This is a genomic window from Ignicoccus islandicus DSM 13165, from assembly GCF_001481685.1.
Classification (GTDB): Archaea; Thermoproteota; Thermoprotei_A; order Sulfolobales; family Ignicoccaceae; genus Ignicoccus; species Ignicoccus islandicus.
In genome coordinates this window covers 667,369-685,003 of sequence record NZ_CP006867.1, presented here as the reverse complement: position 1 = coordinate 685,003, position 17,635 = coordinate 667,369, and the positions used below count along the sequence as shown (strand labels likewise).

The following is a 17,635-nucleotide window of genomic DNA, read 5'->3' as shown; positions in this document are numbered from 1 at the left end:
CTAAAGGCTAAGAATAAATCCGCGAAGCGGGAACATTGAGTCATACACCTTGCGATTGAATTCCAAATGACTTAGACGAGACGATTCGTCTTAATCTCGGTTTAATCGATGAGGTCGAAACAAGGGTGAATCCTATATAATTCTGTACTCGGGAATACTTCGGGAAATTGAATTATGAGGCTTAGCACGCTAATAGTTTCACTAGTGCTCATAACAATAGCAGTCTCTAATCCGATTAACAGCTTCAATTACACTGCCGTCACAATTAACCTAGTGAATGGGAACCTGGTACCGTTAGATTTCACGGACCTGCCGAAGACGTACATTTCCCTTAAGACAATACTCTTGATGAATGCGACGAATAACCTCGACATACCTGAATTGAGAGAGCGATTAATAGAGTTGACTACAGAAGCCATCAAGCATTCAGATTACCTCGATGCTGCATACGGTATCGCCTCACTTTCCATCCTCAATTCCGAGTGTAACGAGAGTTTGCTAAACTTCATTTCGGATGTTACTAATAAGATACTAAACACATCAGATCCTTTAGCCAAACTCATTGCATTAGAAGGGCTATCTAACCTAAAATGTAGGGGCTTTAATGAAACATACTCAGTTCTAATTGATGGGATTGTTGAAGAGGTAGCAATGAAGGCCAGATCTCTAATTGGTATTAACAACGATTGGGTCGCTGAGGCTTACTTCCACTTAAGGGTTATGGGTCGCGATGACCTAGAATTGAAAAATTGGGCAAAAAGGATTATCATCGCTTATTCTGTTGTTGGGAGGGACTTCCATGAAGCCGTCAGGAAGGTTTCGATAATATCTAGGTCGTCTGTTCTTACTCCGGAAGGCTTCGGATGGTTAGTTGATTCACTAAGCTTAGAATATGCTCCGGAAAGCTACGTAGGATTGAACATGTTAATTACATCCCCACCATATAACGTAATGTTTGCAATAGCAAATTTGAAGCTAATTAAACTTGATACGCTTCCTCCTAACTACGTTCTCACGACTGTTACAAACTTCAAGACAATAACAGAACTAAGGCCAGTTGAACTGGAAAGGACTTATACAGTAACGACGTTCAAGATAGTCAAGTATACAAGCACTATATATACTACCACTCTTATTCCAGCGATCCTAAAGATACCCTATACGGTAGGTTTAGCCGCCTCACCACTATCTCCTTTAGAAAGTCCGATTACTGAAATACCTGTCGAAACCACTATCGAAATTGAGTACCGAAACTTCACTACAACTATTACTACCCAAGTAGAGGTTCCAGTAGTAAACAAAATTAGTAATGTGATAACTACTAAGGTAATGAAAATAGGCAGATCCTACGTTACCTTTGCCATAGGTGAAGGAAGCTACGAGGTTACAGTCACATCTACCTATACTACAACTAGACTGGTGGCAGTCCCATCTATCTCCACCATAGTATACACTGTAACGTCAGAGGTAACGAAAACTCTCACTAAGGTCATTGAAAACGTTATATCTACTACAATAACTCTCTTAAAGTACTTGTTGTCTTCCGTAACCACAACCACTACAGTTACATCGTATAGGACCCTTACAACAATAATTACGCAAGTTATAACTCAAACTCTCAGCAAACCTATAACAACCTCGCTAATGACTATTTCCGAACTGATAAGCTTAATTACTACAATTACAAGATACGAGACAATAACTACCACCTTAACGCTAACGCATTTACAACCAATCGAACTGACAAGTACTTACACGAAGGTGATTTATTACGTAAGCTCTGCTTTCTTTACTCGTGAAATCACTACAACAATAACAAGTACCCTCGAAGTAACGAAAACCGTCTTCGCATCTATACCAATCACATACACCAAGGTATACTCTATCGTAGCAACTTCTACTAAGACCTTAGTAGAACCTATCGTTAAAACATTCACAGAATATATACCTACTACTATACTAACTACCTTAAAGGCAACTACAACAAAGACTATTACCATCTATTCAAATAGCTGGATTACTACGGCAATAACTTTCACATCCACTATCATCGAAAGCACTACCACAACCTTAACTAGAATAGTAGAGAGAACGTTCACCCAACTCAAAACGGTAACTCAACTAGTCACCTTGACCTTAACTAAGGAAGTTCCAAAACCCTATCCCATAATATCAGTTATTACTACAACGATTGAAAGAGTTACTACAAGCATTGTACCTAAGCTATTTGTAACTACTTTGAGGATTACTGAGACATTAACTAATACGCGCCTCCAAGAAGTCATAGTAAACGTTTTCAAGACCTTGACTACAACCCTTACTAACGTTATGGAAGTAACTAAAACGATTACTACGACTGCTACCTATGTAAAGTACTTAACGAGTATCGAAACATATATAACCACGACAACTATTACATCATTAAAAGTATTAACGAACTATTTGACTAAAACAATAGTAACGCCTATCCTAATTACCCAGAAGGAGCTAAGTACTGTTATAAAACCCGTGGAAAAGACGTTAACTGTTCCGTATTTCGTATCTCAAGTATCTTTAGTAAGTCTGGTAAGCACTATAACCTCAACATTGACGCAAATTCTAACCAAGAGTTTACTGATACCTCTACGTATCACTTTGAGTACAAGCTTAGTAACGACGGTAACTCAAACGCTTACTATCATACACGAGATAACCCAAACTCTAATCAATACATATACCACAACTATCAGTAAACTTGTCCCAATTCAAAAGGTAGTAACGCTTCACCTTACTACCTTCATGCCTGTGACTTCGACGACAACGCTTTACGAACCTGTCCCAGTAGTAACTACCGAGACCGTCAAAGTCTTTGTACCGTTAACTTACGAATATACCAGGACGTTACCTTATACAAAGATATTACCACTAACCAAAACAAACACAGTAACTAACTTCATTCAAGAGGTATATACTACCACGAAGTCCATACTAATACCTCTAGAGAAGAGATTCACTAAGAAGATAACGATACCAATAGAGATTGAGAGGGTTAAAAACGTAGTCACAACTAGAGTGATGCCAATAACCACCACTAGGACGCTCATATTACCACTAATGAGTTTGAAAACAACTACGATTACCATGTTAATTGATGGATACGGACGTACCCTAACGATTACAAAGACTATTATAATCCCAAGAAACCTTGAACAAACTACGACAGTATATAGATTACTAATAAGAAATAGTACTTTAACGGTTACGTTAACAAATGCAATAACGCTCACGATTACCACTATGCTATCTAAATTAGCCGAAATACCAGTTACAACAACAATTACTAAGGTCCTAGGTATTACAGTTTCTCCATCAATAGTCTATACTACAGTAATAGCGTCAATTCCCTTGATGATTAAGTCTACTATAACTTTGATAACAACTGAACTAGTAACGAAAGTAAAGCCAATTGTAATAAACTCTATAACAACTATGTTAACGTCATTATTAATTCCAATTACGCAAGTGCTTACAACAACTCAGTTATTGCTAACTGGGATTCACGTAACAGTTACCTCAACGCTTACAAAGGCCTTCTTAGCATTCGTCACTTCTCTAAGCACTATTACGTCTCTATCAGAAGTGACGTTAGTTAAGACTATAGAGAATATTGTTACTACAACTTCAATTACTACAACTACCGTCTCAAAGGAGATAACAACCACAATAACCAAACAACTGACATTTACAGTAACAATAAAGACTAATATAGAGAGGATACTTAATTACACAACAACAGTAACGAAGGTCCTTACAACTACAATTCTACAAACAATACCTTACTTGAACGACCTAATAAGAAACATATTGCAATTGCTAACGTATTCCTTGAAGTAAGTATAACCTAAGTAAGTTTATACACGTATAAACCCCCTTATTCCCAGTTCTACGGGTTCCGTGCGTTGTCTCTAGTCGAGGTTAGATGGCACGGTCGAGGTGGTCAAGGAGCCGTTACGGCTTCGGAGATCGTAGCTATAGCCGCTATAAGCGAGGGGAAGTACGCTCAAGCGTTTCCTTCCTTCGGCGTCGAAAGGAGAGGAGCACCGGTAGAAGCATATACTCGAATTAGCGATTCTCCTATCTACGTTAGATCTAAAATATATACACCAGATATTATGGTCGTATTAGATCCTACTCTATTAGAACCACGACTAGCGCAAGGCTTGAAGGAAGGGGGAACGGTAATAGTTAACACGGAAAAATCTCCTGAAGAGGTCAAAAAGATACTAAATAGAGAAGATGCTAAAGTCGCAACTGTAGACGCAACGAAGATAGCCCTAGAAACTCTAAAGAGGCCGATAGTCAATACAGCCATCTTAGGCGCTTTCGTAAAAGTAACTGGTTTAGTTTCTTTAGATTCAGTACTAGAAGCTGTAAAGTCTAAAGTCCCCCCAAGAACAGTAGAGGCCAACATAGAAGCTGTTAAAAGAGCATATGAAGAGGTGATAGTCCCATGAGCTCAAAGTTACCTGGTTGGAAGGAATTACCCGAAGGAGCAATAATCTCCGATCCAGGAAACTCTGAGGTAATTTCAACTGGCGAGTGGAGAGTCTTCAAACCAGTTATAGTAGATGAAAAGTGCACTAGGTGTAGACTTTGCTGGATATACTGTCCAGATGATGCAATACTTGAAATTGACGACCCTAATGCTAAGCTAGGAAAAAGATACGATGTAGATTATGAACATTGTAAAGGTTGTGGTATTTGTTGGAGGGAATGCCCAGTTAATGCTATAGAATGGGTACCCGAAGAGAGGTGATAGATATGGTTAGGAAAACTAGGAAAGCTCTAACAACGAACTACGCAGTTGCACATGCTGCCAAAGACTCTGATGTAGACGTAGTAGCGGCGTATCCAATAACTCCATCCACGCCCGCTGCAGAGAAGCTAGCAGAATTCGTCGCGAACGGAGAAATGGATGCCGAGTACATACACGTTGAGTCAGAACATTCCGCTGCTTCCGCGCTAGTCGGTGCCTCTGCTGTAGGTGCCCGAGCGTTTACGGTTACGGCCAGCCAAGGATTGGTTTATATGGCCGAGGTCTTATACATAGCCTCAGGACTCAGGCTACCAATAGTTCTAGGCGTGGCTTCAAGGGCCTTAAGCGCTCCCCTGAGCATCTGGGGAGATATGCACGATATAGCGGTATTAAGGGATGCTGGCTTAATCATATACTTCGTTAGCTCAGCTCAAGAAGCATATGATACGGTCATTCAAGCGTTCAAAGTAGCTGAGGATCCCAGAGTTCACTTGCCAGCCATCGTCGACTACGATGGATTCGTTATGAGCCACGTCACTGAACCGGTAGATGTATACGATAAAGAAGACGTGTTGAAGTACATTCCAAAGAAGATAACTTGGAAAACGCTAAACCCGAAGAACCCGGTGAGTATGGGTGTAGTAGGAGATCCAGATTACTATTACGAGTTCAAATACCAGCAACAAGTAGCAATGGAGAACGCTCTAAAGGTTGCGGAAGAAGCCGACGAGAAGTTCGGTGAGATGTTCGGCCATAAGTACGGTGTAATTGAGACGTACAGAATGGATGACGCCGAAGTAGCGATGCTCGCCTACGGTGCTCACGCTGGAACGGCAAGAGTTGCTGTAGATGAAGCCAGAAAGGAAGGCATCAAAGTCGGATTGATAAGGCTAAGGCTCTGGAGGCCCTTCCCAACTCCTCACTTAAGGAAGGCGCTAGAGAACGTGAGCGTGGTTGGGGTTCTGGACAGAGCCTTCTCCTTGGGGGCACCTAGACAGGGACCAGTATCTCTGGACGTTATGAGTATGTATGCAAGCGATCCTTCATGTGCTCCCAAGTTAGCTAGTTACACTATCGGAATAGGTCAGAGAGATGTGAGAGTAGAAGACCTAGTAGCAGTCGCCAAGCAGTTAAAGGAGTTTAGCGAGGGCAAACAAGTACCAGACAAGACCATTCCAATAGGTCTAAGGGAGTAATTTTTCAATTATCTTATTGAATAAGTCTATGATGTTGGAGGTGGTGATGTATGGCTCTTAAGGAAGTAAAACCCATGGAACCAATAAGAACTCACATGCAAATACCTAGAGGAGAGCTAATAGCACCTGGTCACTCAGCCTGTCAAGGATGTGGTCACTTCGTAATAGTTAGGCACTTACTGAAGGCGGCCGGTCCTAATACGATAGTAGTAAACCCTACGGGGTGTCTAGAGGTCGTAACATCGGTATTCCCATATACTAGCTGGAGAGTTCCATGGATTCACGTAGCTTTCGAGAACGGTGGAGCGGTCGCTTCCGGTGTTGAAGCCGCAGTAAAAGTACTTCAGAAGAAAGGAGTCCTACCGAAAGACGAGAGGATCAATGTAGTCGTATTCGCCGGAGACGGAGGTACTGTAGACATAGGCTTCCAGAGCCTTTCGGGTATGCTCGAAAGGGGTCACAAAGTAGTATACGTTCTCCTTGATAACGAGGCGTACATGAACACTGGAATTCAGAGGTCTGGTTCAACGCCATTCGGTGCTTGGACTACTACGACGCCCGTAGGTAAGAGGTGGAAGGGAGAATGGAGAGTTAGAAAAGACATGATTCAGATAGCAGTAGCTCATCACGTACCGTACGCCGCAACAATAAATCCTGCGTATCCGGTTGATATGTATAATAAAATGGTTAAAGCGCTCAATGAAGATGGACCGAGTTTCCTGCACGCCTATAGCCCCTGCCCCACCGGGTGGAGGTTCGATCCCTCGCTAACTATAGAGGTAGCGAGGCTGGCCGTCCAAACGGGCTATTGGATCCTATACGAATATGATCACGGCCAATATAAGGTCACCCAACCGGTGTTAAAGAGGAAACCGGTTAGAGAGTTCGTAAAGATTCAAGGTAGATTCAGACACATGACAGAGGATCAAATTAGGAGGCTTCAAGAAATAATAGACGAACAAGTAGAATTCATCAACAAGCTCGTAGGAAAAACCGTAATAGGTCCGGTGGTGGAATCTTAAGAAAAGTTTTTTGGATCGCCTTTCACAATTTCTCTCAATACACTTGTAGCGTAATAGCCCCTCGGCAGCTTAAAAACTAGAACTACGTCCCCATCCAGTTTATGTAATCGAATTTGAGCGTTGTAACAAGGTAATCTGTGAACCCCTCTTATCCTATATCGCTTGAGACTTTTCCTATCTACTTCATTTAGTTCAAAGTATTCCCGATAAAGCCCCCAAGTATTATAGCCCGGAGTCACATTGAATCTGTTTATTTCGTTTTCGCTTGTCAGAGCTAAGTTATATATGTATGCTTGAAATGCGTTTAAGAATAGATCGAATATGCGAAGTCTCTTTAATGCGTATTTGGGAGAATATCCATTAAGGAGCATGAGTGAAACTTTCCTTTCTATATCCATATATTTAGGTGCGTCTAAATAGGCTTTTGGGCCTTCAGAATAGTATCTTTTTCTAATTTCCCTCGCGACTGGACTTTCCCAAGGCGTTGGTTCACCTAGGAGGACGTCAAGAGCTTCATCGAATGAGTCTTTTAGTATAAGCTTACCTATTACGTGCGTTATGGGTCTCTTAGTCCCAAATCTTTGGTATCCATATATTCCAGGAACGCAGTAGAGTTCTGATAAAACTCCATCAATGTATTCCTTAACGTTACATTCCGGGCGAAGCCTTATTACGAACACGTTTCCCTTGGTCTTTCCTTTGACTAACTTCCCGACTCCTACCTTCTTAACCCTTACGCATTTCTTTCCCTTAGACAGAGTCATTTCATTCTTGATTGATGACCATGAACTTACTAACTGAACCGTGACTGCATGCGCGTCTTTCAATCCCGAATACTTCCAAGTAGTTCCAGTCGCTTTTTCAAGTTCCCTTACTGCATGAATTGTATCTATACAACATTTTTCCATTATATACAAGTTTTCATTACCTTGCTCTAAATAAGGATTTTCTATTACATGAAAATCATATGGACGCTCGATTCTAATTTCGCACGGCGGCGTAACGGAAGTGAAATATTTCTGTAGACCAATAAATCTGTCTATGGGATGGGGCTTCATAGGTAGGCAGCAACCTTTGGTGGTGTTGGTATCTTAGGTACTACTTTCTCTTTCATGAAGTCTTGTAGACCGGCGCTCTCTATGGCCTTTAAGACTTCTTCGTCACTGGCACCCTTCTCTATTTCAATCTTCTTATCAAGAGGTTCGATGTGCTTAATGTTAACTCTTCTCCTCTTAACGCCGCTTAGGCTCTTTGGTCCAGTTATCAACACGAATTTATCATCTATGATATCCACTATTACGCACTTCTTTCCAGCTTCCCTTCCAGCTATCTTAACGCAGATCCTACCTACCTCAATGGCCGGCATTGCTCAAGTCCCAGACCTTACGCTCATGGCCAGTTTTTAAGAATGATTGGCTCGGTCAAGGTGCGGGCTAGATGAGATGGAAGCGTCTGGATTCGCAATGCTTTCGGTACTTATCGCCAGTATACTGGCTTACTTTATACCCGCTATAAGAAATGGTAAGAGAGTCTTTTCACCCATGCCGGGAATTATTGCTCTAAGGCTAGAGATAAGGGGTAATGCCAATGCAACGGACAATATCTATACGAAAGTAGTTCTAAACGCTTCCTTAGTATTCTTCCTAATTGCGATGTTCATGGGATACTATCTATTAATCTCTAACCTACTTCCAAAAACTCAGAAAAGCGTGACACTAGTTCCATTACTACCCGGTATAACAATATCGTTCTCGAGACTTCTTTCGATACTTTGGATTATTGGATTAAGCATAGTTATCCACGAATACATGCACTACTGGAGCTCCATTAAGCAAGGCGTGAGCGTGAAAAGCGCAGGAATCGGATGGGCATTCGTATTCCCAATTGCTTTCGTCGAACCCGATGAAAACGAGCTATTGAGAGCTCCCTTACTGAAGAGAATTAGAATTTACGCCGCCGGACCCGCTGCCAACATGTTCTTGGCCCTCCTAACCTATCTGATAATATGGAATCTACTAAAGCCCGGTATATTCGTTATCGACGTAGTAGAAGGCTCGCCGGCTTGGAATTGCGGTATAATGAAAGGTGACGTTATACTTTCAATCAATGACATCGAAGTGAAATCCCTTTACAAGTTAAAGGAACTTATCTCCAATAATGAAGTGCTTAAGATAAAGATACTTAGGGGCAATAAAGTAATTGAAATTATAGCTAAGCCCGAAAAGGGCAAATTAGGTATTATAGTGCTACCGTTCGTTCCTGCGTGGCCGCTTTCGTCTCTACCCTTAGAGATGTTGCAAGCGGTCGTAAGTTCGTTAGTGTGGCTAAATGGAATAAACCTGGGTTTAGCTGTCATAAACGCTTTACCTTTATTCATATCCGATGGAGGCAGGGTTCTTACTGATGTTGGGCAAGAATTCAAGAAGTTCGAAAAAGTTACATTGGTTGTACAAGCCTTAACAGTCTTCTTGGTCGCCCAAGCGTTAATTGGTTCAATAAGAAGTTTAGGTTAAGATACTTTCGTAAACGTTCCTTATAGCCTTGGCTGCTCTTTTTAACCTCTCTTGCTCCTCTTCATTGAGGAGTTGAACCAGAGGTTTGAGTCTTCCACTAATTATTGTGGGTACCGAAACTGCAACCCTTCCAACACCCTCTATGTTTTGTGGTAACGATATGGGGATTATCTTCGATTCGTTGGCTAAGTGCGATACAACTATTTCTTGGAAAGTTGCTGCAGGGCCCCATATGGTGGCTCCTTGAGAGGCAATTATGCTAGCAGCTACGTCTTTCACGTACTTCTCTATTTGTTCTCTGCTTATATTAATGTTCCTTTCCTTGATGTATTGATCTATGTGTATACCTTTTATTGTAACGGTACTCCACGCTACGAACGCCTCCTCACCGTGTTCGCCAACGACGTAACCATCGACAGCGACAATAGGCACGTTGAGGAGTTCACTAACAGCTGCCCTGAACCTGAAAGTGTCTAAACTCGTACCGGTACCAATGACCGTGCCTTTACTTCCTATGACGTCGTCTAATACCATAGTCATAACGTCTACCGGGTTAGTTACAACAACGTAAAGCGCGCCTGGATTTCTATCGCGGAGTTTATCTCCTATATCCCTTATTATTTGGGCATTCACGTTTGCTAGGTCCCTTCTACTCATATCTGCCTTCCTAGGCTTACCTGCCGTTATCACTATGGCATCAGCGTTCTCTACTTTACTAACGTCTTCGAAGGCTTCAACTGTGATGCTTCTCCTGAAGACCGCAGCAGCGTGTTTAATGTCCTCCATTACGCCCTTCGCTAAGCCCGGGACTACGTCGACTAAGGTCATTCTAGCTATTCCGGGTACTACTGCCATTGTATAAGCGAACGTTGCTCCAACCCTTCCAGTTCCAATTACAGCTACTTTGTAAGGTATTCGCGCCATACGGAGGCACCGTAATGAAGGTTGTAAAGAGGGCTTAAACTAGTTTATGCTGTATATACCTTATGGAAGTTAATGGAGGGAATGGGTCGACCCCTCGGCTTCCGGCTTTCATCGCCCGTCGATGCGGCGGCCTCCGGCCGGTCCCATCCCATATAGTCTTTCGTTAAATCAGACATATAATAATATAGCACGTAGGAAAGAGCGAAGGATGCCTATGAGGAGTGGTGACGGAATCGACTTGAATGAGAGATAGACACCTCGCCGAGGCGTTGATTATGAAAGCTGCGCTCATGGAGTCTAATGTTAAAAGTAACGACGTAATTGAGCTACTGCTACATCATTACTACTTACTGTTATGTGAAGGGTGCTCGAACTACGATTTCGAAAAAGTATATCCGAGGTCTTCTAAGGTTAAAAAAAGCAAGAGCGAGATAATAGTAGCCTCGCCACGCAATCTAAGCGAAGCTAGATTATTTGCAAAAAGTAGGATCGTAGATATAGTCAGCTTCGGAGCGAGCAACCTAAGATACTTAGATAGCTCCCAGGTAGAACTCTTAATTCAGTCTGGAAAGGCCATAGAATTGAGAATAAACGAACTAATAACAGACTATAAAGCCTTGGGAAGGCTGAGAAGGTTTGCGAGTCTATTAATAAATAAAGAAATAGCAACGTCGTTCACGTGCTCGCCCTCAAGAGCGCTCGAAATATGCGTCCCACATCAAGTAATTTCATTACTCAAGACGTTAGAGTTGGGCGAAGAGGACTCGTTGACCCTATGGTCGCTTTCAACTAATTACGTCTTGAGTTTAGTAGAGTCGAAGGGGATGAAGAAGGTTTTAAGACGCGATTGATGAGCTCGAACCCACGCGCCTTACCCCTCGTACGATACGTAGGCCACCTTAAGGTAATCTTCCAATCCCCTTCTTATTGGGTGATCGGGGGCCGAACCCCTTACTTCTAGAAGACTATATGGTTCCCTAACGCTGTCATAGACCGTTGAAATGAAAAGAGGTAGTTTCATGCTTCGTGAACATGATGAAAGTACTGAAATGTCTTTCGAGAGTTGGGACGAAAGTACGTAAACCTCTTTGTATCTCTGCAACCCATCTTTGTAATCGTCCATTAACGCGGGTGGATCGACTGAAGTTACCTCATAGTTCAGATCGCGTTTGACGCTCCTTCTGAGAAACTTGAAAGCGTCCTCCTTAACTATCCTTACGCGCGAATCATCGATGTTATTCAACTTGAGGTTCTTCTTGAGGGCAGACAAGGCTTCGGTGTCCTTATCAACGAACGTTACGTGCCTCGCTCCCTCATGAAGAGCGTTTAAGCCAAATCCTCCAGTATAAGAGAAAAGATCGAGGAAGCTGCTTCCTCGTGCGAACCGCCTAGTATATACCCTATTTTCACGTTGATCTAAATACAAGCCCGTCTTCCTAGACTTTAGGCTAACGTAATACTTTATTCCCTCTATATCTACTTCTACTATAACTTCCTTTCTACTACCTAAGTGAATCTTCTCTCGGGGTGGAAGATTGGACTTAGATCTAACCCTCTGAACGCTTTTTTCCGCTACTGTATCTACTCCAGTAACTTTCACTAACTCTTTAACAATTATCGGGATTATGGTATCTATGGCCATACTAGAAGATTGAATAACGGCTAACGGTCCGTAAACGTCCACGATCAAACCAGGGAATAGGTCTCCATCCCCGTGTATTAATCTATATACGTTTTCGTACCCCATTCGCTCCCGAGATTTCTTGGAAAATTCAAATTTCTCAAATATGAGATCATCTAGGCTGTTTGGACATTCATTGAAGTTCAATATTCGGGCACCTATTTTGTCCCAGATACCACATGCCACTGGGTTCTCTTCTTCATCTATTAATTCGACCATGTCCCCTATCTTAACTGGCTTCCTACTCCGAATCCATCTCTTGAAGATGATCAAGTTACCATTAATAAGTTGATTAAGTCCTTCTCCAAACACTTCTATTTTAACTACCAACTTACCTGTCCACCTATACTACGTGCGATCTGTTATGTACGTTAGTTAAAGGAGTGCGGAATGTATTACTTCATAGGAAACTTTATTAGTCTAACAATAACTAGGTTAAAGTGAGAGAGGTGAAGTGGTGATGAGGAAGAACTTGTTGAAGGTAGGTGCTCTAGCAGACATCCTAGGTACTGTCTTCCTAATAGTCGCTGCTGTAGTACTACTACTAGGCTTCGTCGGTACCCTACTAAACGTAGTTAAGGGTCTAGGCGTCGACCTAGGTCCCTTAGCAAACGCTAACTTCCCCAGCCTAAGCGCCAGTGCTTCGATCGATCCCAGCCAGCCAACTCTAACCGAAGTCAGCATAAAGGCTTAAATCGCTTAGAACTTTCGAAAAAGAACGCTTTTTTTAATACTAAATCCTATCCTCCCAAAGTATTATTTCTCAAAGATTTTAAATTCTAGGGATCTAGGGAAATAGTAGAGATAGAGGATCAACTGTAATCTCCTAAATCGTATGTAAAATATCAACGTATTTAATCTGGCCCACTGTCATCCCACAGGGTTCAAATGTTGCGCTCAAGGATTCAGAAAACGGAACTTGAAACTAAGGGCGCGAAACAAGAAAGTATAAACATGGAAAAGCTCGAAGCAATACTAAAACGAGCGAGAAAGTATGTTCTAGAAATGGCGAGCATCGAAAAAACTGTTCACGCAGGTTCGAGTCTTTCAGTGTTAGATATACTTGGTTCTATATGGTACCTAGAAATGAGAGATAGGAAATGCGACGAGGAACCTACTAAACACAATTGGTTGATCTTGAGTAAGGGTCACGCTGTACCAGCGTTTTACGCTGTATTAGCTGCGTTTGGGATCATTCCGGAGAATTGGATTAGTACAATTAGGGACATAGCTAGTCCCCTCCAAGGTCATCCGGACGATACCTTAGCGTGTGTCGATGCGCCCACAGGTAGCTTAGCGCAAGGCTTCAGCTTCGCAGTAGGCGTAGCGAAGGGGCTGAAAATGTTGAACTCGGATAGGTGGGTTTACGTGATTCTAGGAGACGGCGAACTGGACGAAGGCGAGGTTTGGGAGGCAGCTTCTACCGCAGCCTCACAAAACTTAGACAACTTAATCGCCATAGTAGATTGGAACAGATTCCAACTAGATGGTGCTACTGAAGAAGTTAAAAGAAAAGGTGATCTCCAAGGTAAGTGGAGGTCGTTCGGATGGCATGTGATAGTACTCGACGACGGTCACGATCCTAATCTAATAATTGAATCAATTCAGGAAGCTAAAGAGAGTGCTAAGAAATTGAAGCGACCTGTAGTAATACTTGCTAAAACTGTAAGAGGCAAGGGTATTCCATTAATAGAAGATACGAAGCAGCAGAGGATACCTCCCGAAGAGGCCAGAAAACTGCTCGAGAATTGGAGGGAATGAGCAACGCTTATAGCTATTACTTAATATACGTTTCACGATACTCCTTCAATATGGGTGATGAGATATAACGATTAGAGAAATGGGTTACGAGAAGCTCTTAGAACGCGCTTATAGCCAATTACCCGGTAAGGCTGAGTACAAGGGAAGGTTCCAAGTTCCCGAACCGAAGGTCCTAATTATAGGTGATAAAACCATAATCCAGAACTTCAGCCAAATATGTGATGTTATACATAGAGACCCTAAAATTGTTAGTAAATGGTTCGCAAAGGAATTAGCTATCCCAGTCCATATCGGAGAGAAAGGCGAGCTGATATTAACCGGAAGGTTCTCGTCTAGGATACTATCTAAGCTCCTCCAGAAGTTCGTTGATCAGTACGTAATCTGCCCAACTTGTAAGGGCCCCGATACAGAATTAATAAGACTGGACAGAAGGGTTTGGATATTAAAGTGTCACGTTTGCGGTGCTGAAACCCCCGTACCGCCTCTATAACTTCGGTGATCGAGCCATGAATTCAATTAACGTCTTGCTTTGCCCGAGATGTAAAATCCCAATGACGTTAAACATTGAATCGACTATTTCAAGAGACTCAATAAAGGTAATGTATTCATACAAGTGTAAGAATTGCGGATACAGAATAGATGATGCAATGGTTTTGATAAAGAAGAAAGATGGAAACCTCGAACTCATTGCAACGGAGATTAAGAGTTAATTACATTAAGCGTTTCTTAGCTCTTCTACCGATCTATATTTCTTAAAGTATGCTAAAGACACGACGAATATAGCTAACGGGGCTAACATGCCTACAATGATAAACGAACAATCGATTTTCATCTTATCAATGAAATATACTTGAGATAGCATTTCCACACCATCTGTGGTCCATTTCGTTAGCAAGATATACGAAATAGGTATGCTGAGCGCTCCAATGACCGCCCACCTGAACAAGAAGGCCAGACTCAAATCAACCGAGGTCATTCCGAGCGACTTTAATAACATCCATATTTTCCTCCTAACACTCAAATCGCTAATAGCGAAAGTCGCGACAGCTAGGGTTGTTATTATATAAGAACTTAGGACAGTCGTTTTAATTGAGTCTGCAACGAACGTCAAGTCCCTCATCATTTCCCTTTCGTATTCATCCCATGTCATGGATACAGCTGCATACGCATTTGAAACCAAGAAACTCCTAATATAGTTAGACAACTCTTCAGGGTATTTCGTTTTTATCAAAATAGTAAACACACTGAACGAATCGATTGGTGGGAGCAACGCTGGATGTAAAATTATTGTCGGAGGAAATTCCTTGCTATTGTAAATTCCAACTACCTTAAGCGAAATGACCCTCTCCTTCGTGCCCTTCGTTGTTAGACTTACTGCTATTTCGTCGCCTACTCGTACATTATATCTATATGAGAAAAGTGTGCTGACTATCGTTTCGTTTGGATACTTTAACATTCGACCCTTTACTATACTAATGAAATCTATGCATTTACCTTTAAACGGAAGTAGACACGACGTCGCGTAAATAGGCACCTTTTTATTACCTTCAATTAATTGCGCCTTGATGTTAACTGATCCATAAAGCGATTCAACCCATATGCTAACCTCGTTCGCCTTACTCCAATCAGCGTTGGAGAGAAAGTAACTTAAAGAGGGACTTATCTTTGGAATTATCATCATTATAACCTTTACATCGAACGATTTACTTTCGTTGAACGAAAGTAGGCTTGATGATAATGTAAAGGGAAGCGAGATTAATGCTATACCTAACGACAATAATATAATTGCAGCAATGTTCCTCCATGGTAACGTTCTAATTTCTGAGAGCCCTACTATCATAAAGAAAGGTAGTCTACTCTCTCCCTTTATTCTTAGCTTTATTCCGTAGAAAGTAAGGGCGTCGATTAATCTCATTTTATATACTGCAACTAGTGAAGATATCCATATTAAGAGTAGGGTCGTAAGGCTTAAGATAATCGTTTCAACAATGGTCATTGGAGGAAGCCTCACCTTAACGAAATCTTGAAATGGTTGAAGTCGCGGATGCGAAAGGGCACTCGCAATTATTACCTTGGTTAAAAGGTAACTAATTAAGATGCCCAAAATGAGACCGCTAAGTAAACGGGATCCCCATAAGGCTATAATGTACTTACTTAGTTCGGTTGCAGCACCCCCTATTGAACGTAAAGTAGCTACCTCCTTTACGTTTTTCTCAATATACATTATTGAAAATATTACGAGTACTATGGTTACGACAATCCATGAGGTTAAAGATATGAATTTCAACCCTATAACTGTCTCATTTAAGACTCCTTGACCTGGATAGAACTTCAAATCCTTATTAGTATCGAAAACGAAACCTACGTATCCGCCAGCGTTTTTAATTATTTCAATGAGTTCCGTAAGCACTTCATTATCCGAAATACCGTCTTTACGGACCACAGAGTATACAGTGTATCCACCAACAACTTCCAATAACTTCTTGCCATCGCTTTTTGAAAGGAATAGAACTGGTCCGGCTGGAAGAGGTAGCCCACCCTCAACGTAGCCTACTATTGTTAAATTAAATATAGATTCTTCATTAATAGATATTGTGGGATATGCCGTTAATTTCATCCCTATACTTAGACCATCAGACCCTTCTCTTAGAAGGAGGGCTTGGCCTTCCTTAAGCTTAATCGCCTTGAAACCTCCCAGGAGGGTGTCGTTCCTGTAGGCTGCCTCAGTATAGCCTAAGAGAACGGGTCTTTCGATACCTTGTGAATCGGTAGCGTACGCTGGAACTACTACGAAACCCGTGAAGTCCCTTACGAATTTCGATTCCTTTACTATTTCATCAACAATAGAGGGGACGTATCCGACTACAAGTATATCTCCATAAGTAGTACGAACGTAGTTCCTAAATAGATCTACTACGCTTTCATACGTCATCTGAGAAGCTACGTACAACGATATAGAAACCGCTATCATGAAGACTATAGATAAGAACTCGAGTTTACTCTTGACAGACGACCTTAGGGCTGACTTAGTTATTAGGGACAATTTAGTTCACCTCTCTTCATTTCGCATACGATGTCAGATACGCGAACTAGCTCGTCTTCGTGCGTCGTTACAACTACCGCTTTACCTTCGTCAGCCAATTTTCGGAGGAGCTTGGAAAGCATTATTCTATTCTGCCTATCTAAATTCGAAAGTGGTTCGTCAGCAATTATGATTTCCGGATCGTTGGCTATCGCCCTTGCCAAGGCCACCCGTTGTTGTTCTCCCCCAGACAACTCACTTGGATATCTATCAGCTTTGTCGATGAGGCCGACTGTTTCGAGAATTTTTAAAGCTCTCCTAACTCTATCTTTGAACTTTTTAGATAGTTCGAGGGCTAGGAGGACGTTTTCGTAAGCCGTTAGGGTAGGAACCAAGAAAATGAATTGGAGAACTACGCCTACGTGATCTCTTCTCCACTTAGCTCTCCAATCCTCGCCTCTGGGATAAACGGTCACACCTAGGTGCTCTACGCGCCCCTTACTAGGTGAATCTATCGTAGAGAGAATATTTAGTAGAGTAGATTTCCCTGCTCCTGAAGGTCCAACAATTGAAACCAGTTGCCCGCATTCGACCTCTAGGTTCGTTTCTTTTAAGACCTTTACTTTCTTGCCATTAATTACGTAACTCTTAGTAATATTAACCGTCCGTATGCAACTCGCCAATTCCCCTAGAACCGGACGGATAGGCATATAGACTATTT

The 17,635-nt window shown here is 41.9% G+C and carries 17 protein-coding genes; 11 read left to right on the top strand and 6 right to left on the bottom strand.

The features are described 5' to 3' along the window. Positions 1-174 precede the first annotated feature (174 nt). The 5 genes from EYM_RS03910 to porB all read left to right on the top strand — a co-directional run bounded on the left by EYM_RS03910 (position 175) and on the right by porB (position 7,013). Entirely contained in the window at positions 175-3,873 is a 3,699-nt protein-coding gene (locus EYM_RS03910; protein ID WP_075049768.1) for a hypothetical protein, read from the top strand. 65 nt (positions 3,874-3,938) lie between these two features. Further along, complete coding sequence (locus EYM_RS03905; RefSeq protein WP_075049767.1) at positions 3,939-4,493, top strand: pyruvate ferredoxin oxidoreductase subunit gamma; 555 nt, start codon at positions 3,939-3,941, stop codon at positions 4,491-4,493. After that, the gene (locus tag EYM_RS03900) at positions 4,490-4,795 is read left to right on the top strand and encodes a 4Fe-4S binding protein (protein WP_075049766.1); all 306 of its coding nucleotides are present in this window, start codon (positions 4,490-4,492) and stop codon (positions 4,793-4,795) included. The genes EYM_RS03905 and EYM_RS03900 overlap by 4 nt, the downstream gene beginning before the upstream one ends. 5 nt (positions 4,796-4,800) lie before the next feature. After that, the gene (locus tag EYM_RS03895) at positions 4,801-5,991 is read left to right on the top strand and encodes a ferredoxin oxidoreductase (protein WP_075049765.1); all 1,191 of its coding nucleotides are present in this window, start codon (positions 4,801-4,803) and stop codon (positions 5,989-5,991) included. A gap of 50 nt (positions 5,992-6,041) precedes the next feature. Further along, positions 6,042-7,013, top strand: a complete 972-nt coding sequence (porB, locus tag EYM_RS03890) for a pyruvate synthase subunit PorB (protein WP_075049764.1) — start codon at positions 6,042-6,044, stop codon at positions 7,011-7,013. Here the strand turns inward: porB and truD are convergent. Then, entirely contained in the window at positions 7,010-8,071 is a 1,062-nt protein-coding gene (gene truD, locus EYM_RS03885) for a tRNA pseudouridine(13) synthase TruD (protein WP_075049763.1), read from the bottom strand. The two genes, porB and truD, sit on opposite strands and share 4 nt — an antisense overlap. Then, positions 8,068-8,379 (bottom strand): 50S ribosomal protein L14e, encoded by a 312-nt coding sequence (locus tag EYM_RS03880; RefSeq protein WP_075049762.1) that lies wholly within the window; start codon positions 8,377-8,379, stop codon positions 8,068-8,070. Before EYM_RS03880 ends, truD begins: the two co-directional genes overlap by 4 nt. 76 nt (positions 8,380-8,455) lie before the next feature. Between EYM_RS03880 and EYM_RS03875 the strand changes: the two genes are divergently transcribed. Further along, positions 8,456-9,526 carry a M50 family metallopeptidase gene (locus tag EYM_RS03875; RefSeq protein ID WP_075049761.1) on the top strand — a complete coding sequence of 357 codons (1,071 nt, stop codon included), beginning with the start codon at positions 8,456-8,458 and terminating at the stop codon, positions 9,524-9,526. Here EYM_RS03875 and EYM_RS03870 read toward each other — a convergent pair. Further along, a complete protein-coding gene (locus tag EYM_RS03870) occupies positions 9,518-10,450 on the bottom strand; it encodes a malate dehydrogenase (protein ID WP_075049760.1) in 933 nt (310 codons plus the stop codon). The two genes, EYM_RS03875 and EYM_RS03870, sit on opposite strands and share 9 nt — an antisense overlap. A gap of 242 nt (positions 10,451-10,692) precedes the next feature. On the opposite strand from EYM_RS03870, the gene EYM_RS03865 reads away from it, so the two are divergent. Beyond that, positions 10,693-11,301 carry a hypothetical protein gene (locus tag EYM_RS03865; RefSeq protein ID WP_075049759.1) on the top strand — a complete coding sequence of 203 codons (609 nt, stop codon included), beginning with the start codon at positions 10,693-10,695 and terminating at the stop codon, positions 11,299-11,301. Between the two features lie 20 nt (positions 11,302-11,321). Here EYM_RS03865 and EYM_RS03860 read toward each other — a convergent pair whose 3' ends face one another. Continuing rightward, the gene (locus tag EYM_RS03860; RefSeq protein ID WP_075049758.1) at positions 11,322-12,461 is read right to left on the bottom strand and encodes a class I SAM-dependent rRNA methyltransferase; all 1,140 of its coding nucleotides are present in this window, start codon (positions 12,459-12,461) and stop codon (positions 11,322-11,324) included. Between the two features lie 130 nt (positions 12,462-12,591). On the opposite strand from EYM_RS03860, the gene EYM_RS03855 reads away from it, so the two are divergent. The 4 genes from EYM_RS03855 (at position 12,592) to EYM_RS03840 (ending at position 14,602) form a co-directional block, all read left to right on the top strand. After that, complete coding sequence (locus EYM_RS03855; RefSeq protein ID WP_075049757.1) at positions 12,592-12,825, top strand: hypothetical protein; 234 nt, start codon at positions 12,592-12,594, stop codon at positions 12,823-12,825. A gap of 197 nt (positions 12,826-13,022) precedes the next feature. Then, entirely contained in the window at positions 13,023-13,892 is an 870-nt protein-coding gene (locus EYM_RS03850) for a transketolase (RefSeq protein WP_217221095.1), read from the top strand. A gap of 79 nt (positions 13,893-13,971) precedes the next feature. Next, positions 13,972-14,382 carry a translation initiation factor IF-2 subunit beta gene (locus EYM_RS03845; protein ID WP_083495038.1) on the top strand — a complete coding sequence of 137 codons (411 nt, stop codon included), beginning with the start codon at positions 13,972-13,974 and terminating at the stop codon, positions 14,380-14,382. Between the two features lie 16 nt (positions 14,383-14,398). Beyond that, complete coding sequence (locus tag EYM_RS03840) at positions 14,399-14,602, top strand: hypothetical protein (RefSeq protein WP_075049755.1); 204 nt, start codon at positions 14,399-14,401, stop codon at positions 14,600-14,602. 5 nt (positions 14,603-14,607) lie between these two features. Here EYM_RS03840 and EYM_RS03835 read toward each other — a convergent pair whose 3' ends face one another. After that, entirely contained in the window at positions 14,608-16,935 is a 2,328-nt protein-coding gene (locus tag EYM_RS03835) for an FtsX-like permease family protein (protein ID WP_075049754.1), read from the bottom strand. Next, entirely contained in the window at positions 16,926-17,597 is a 672-nt protein-coding gene (locus EYM_RS03830; RefSeq protein WP_168050191.1) for an ABC transporter ATP-binding protein, read from the bottom strand. The genes EYM_RS03835 and EYM_RS03830 overlap by 10 nt, the downstream gene beginning before the upstream one ends. Positions 17,598-17,635 lie beyond the last annotated feature (38 nt).

What these genes read in the sequence shown, in the direction of transcription:
- EYM_RS03840 (WP_075049755.1), top strand. Translation starts at nt 14,399, where the DNA reads ATGAATTCAATTAACGTCTTGCTTTGCCCGAGATGTAAAATCCCAATG.
- porB (WP_075049764.1), top strand. Translation starts at nt 6,042, where the DNA reads ATGGCTCTTAAGGAAGTAAAACCCATGGAACCAATAAGAACTCACATG.
- EYM_RS03845 (WP_083495038.1), top strand. Translation starts at nt 13,972, where the DNA reads ATGGGTTACGAGAAGCTCTTAGAACGCGCTTATAGCCAATTACCCGGT.
- EYM_RS03880 (WP_075049762.1), bottom strand. Translation starts at nt 8,379, where the DNA reads ATGCCGGCCATTGAGGTAGGTAGGATCTGCGTTAAGATAGCTGGAAGG.
- EYM_RS03900 (WP_075049766.1), top strand. Translation starts at nt 4,490, where the DNA reads ATGAGCTCAAAGTTACCTGGTTGGAAGGAATTACCCGAAGGAGCAATA.
- EYM_RS03895 (WP_075049765.1), top strand. Translation starts at nt 4,801, where the DNA reads ATGGTTAGGAAAACTAGGAAAGCTCTAACAACGAACTACGCAGTTGCA.
- truD (WP_075049763.1), bottom strand. Translation starts at nt 8,071, where the DNA reads ATGAAGCCCCATCCCATAGACAGATTTATTGGTCTACAGAAATATTTC.
- EYM_RS03855 (WP_075049757.1), top strand. Translation starts at nt 12,592, where the DNA reads ATGAGGAAGAACTTGTTGAAGGTAGGTGCTCTAGCAGACATCCTAGGT.
- EYM_RS03910 (WP_075049768.1), top strand. Translation starts at nt 175, where the DNA reads ATGAGGCTTAGCACGCTAATAGTTTCACTAGTGCTCATAACAATAGCA.
- EYM_RS03870 (WP_075049760.1), bottom strand. Translation starts at nt 10,450, where the DNA reads ATGGCGCGAATACCTTACAAAGTAGCTGTAATTGGAACTGGAAGGGTT.
- EYM_RS03865 (WP_075049759.1), top strand. Translation starts at nt 10,693, where the DNA reads ATGAGAGATAGACACCTCGCCGAGGCGTTGATTATGAAAGCTGCGCTC.
- EYM_RS03875 (WP_075049761.1), top strand. Translation starts at nt 8,456, where the DNA reads ATGGAAGCGTCTGGATTCGCAATGCTTTCGGTACTTATCGCCAGTATA.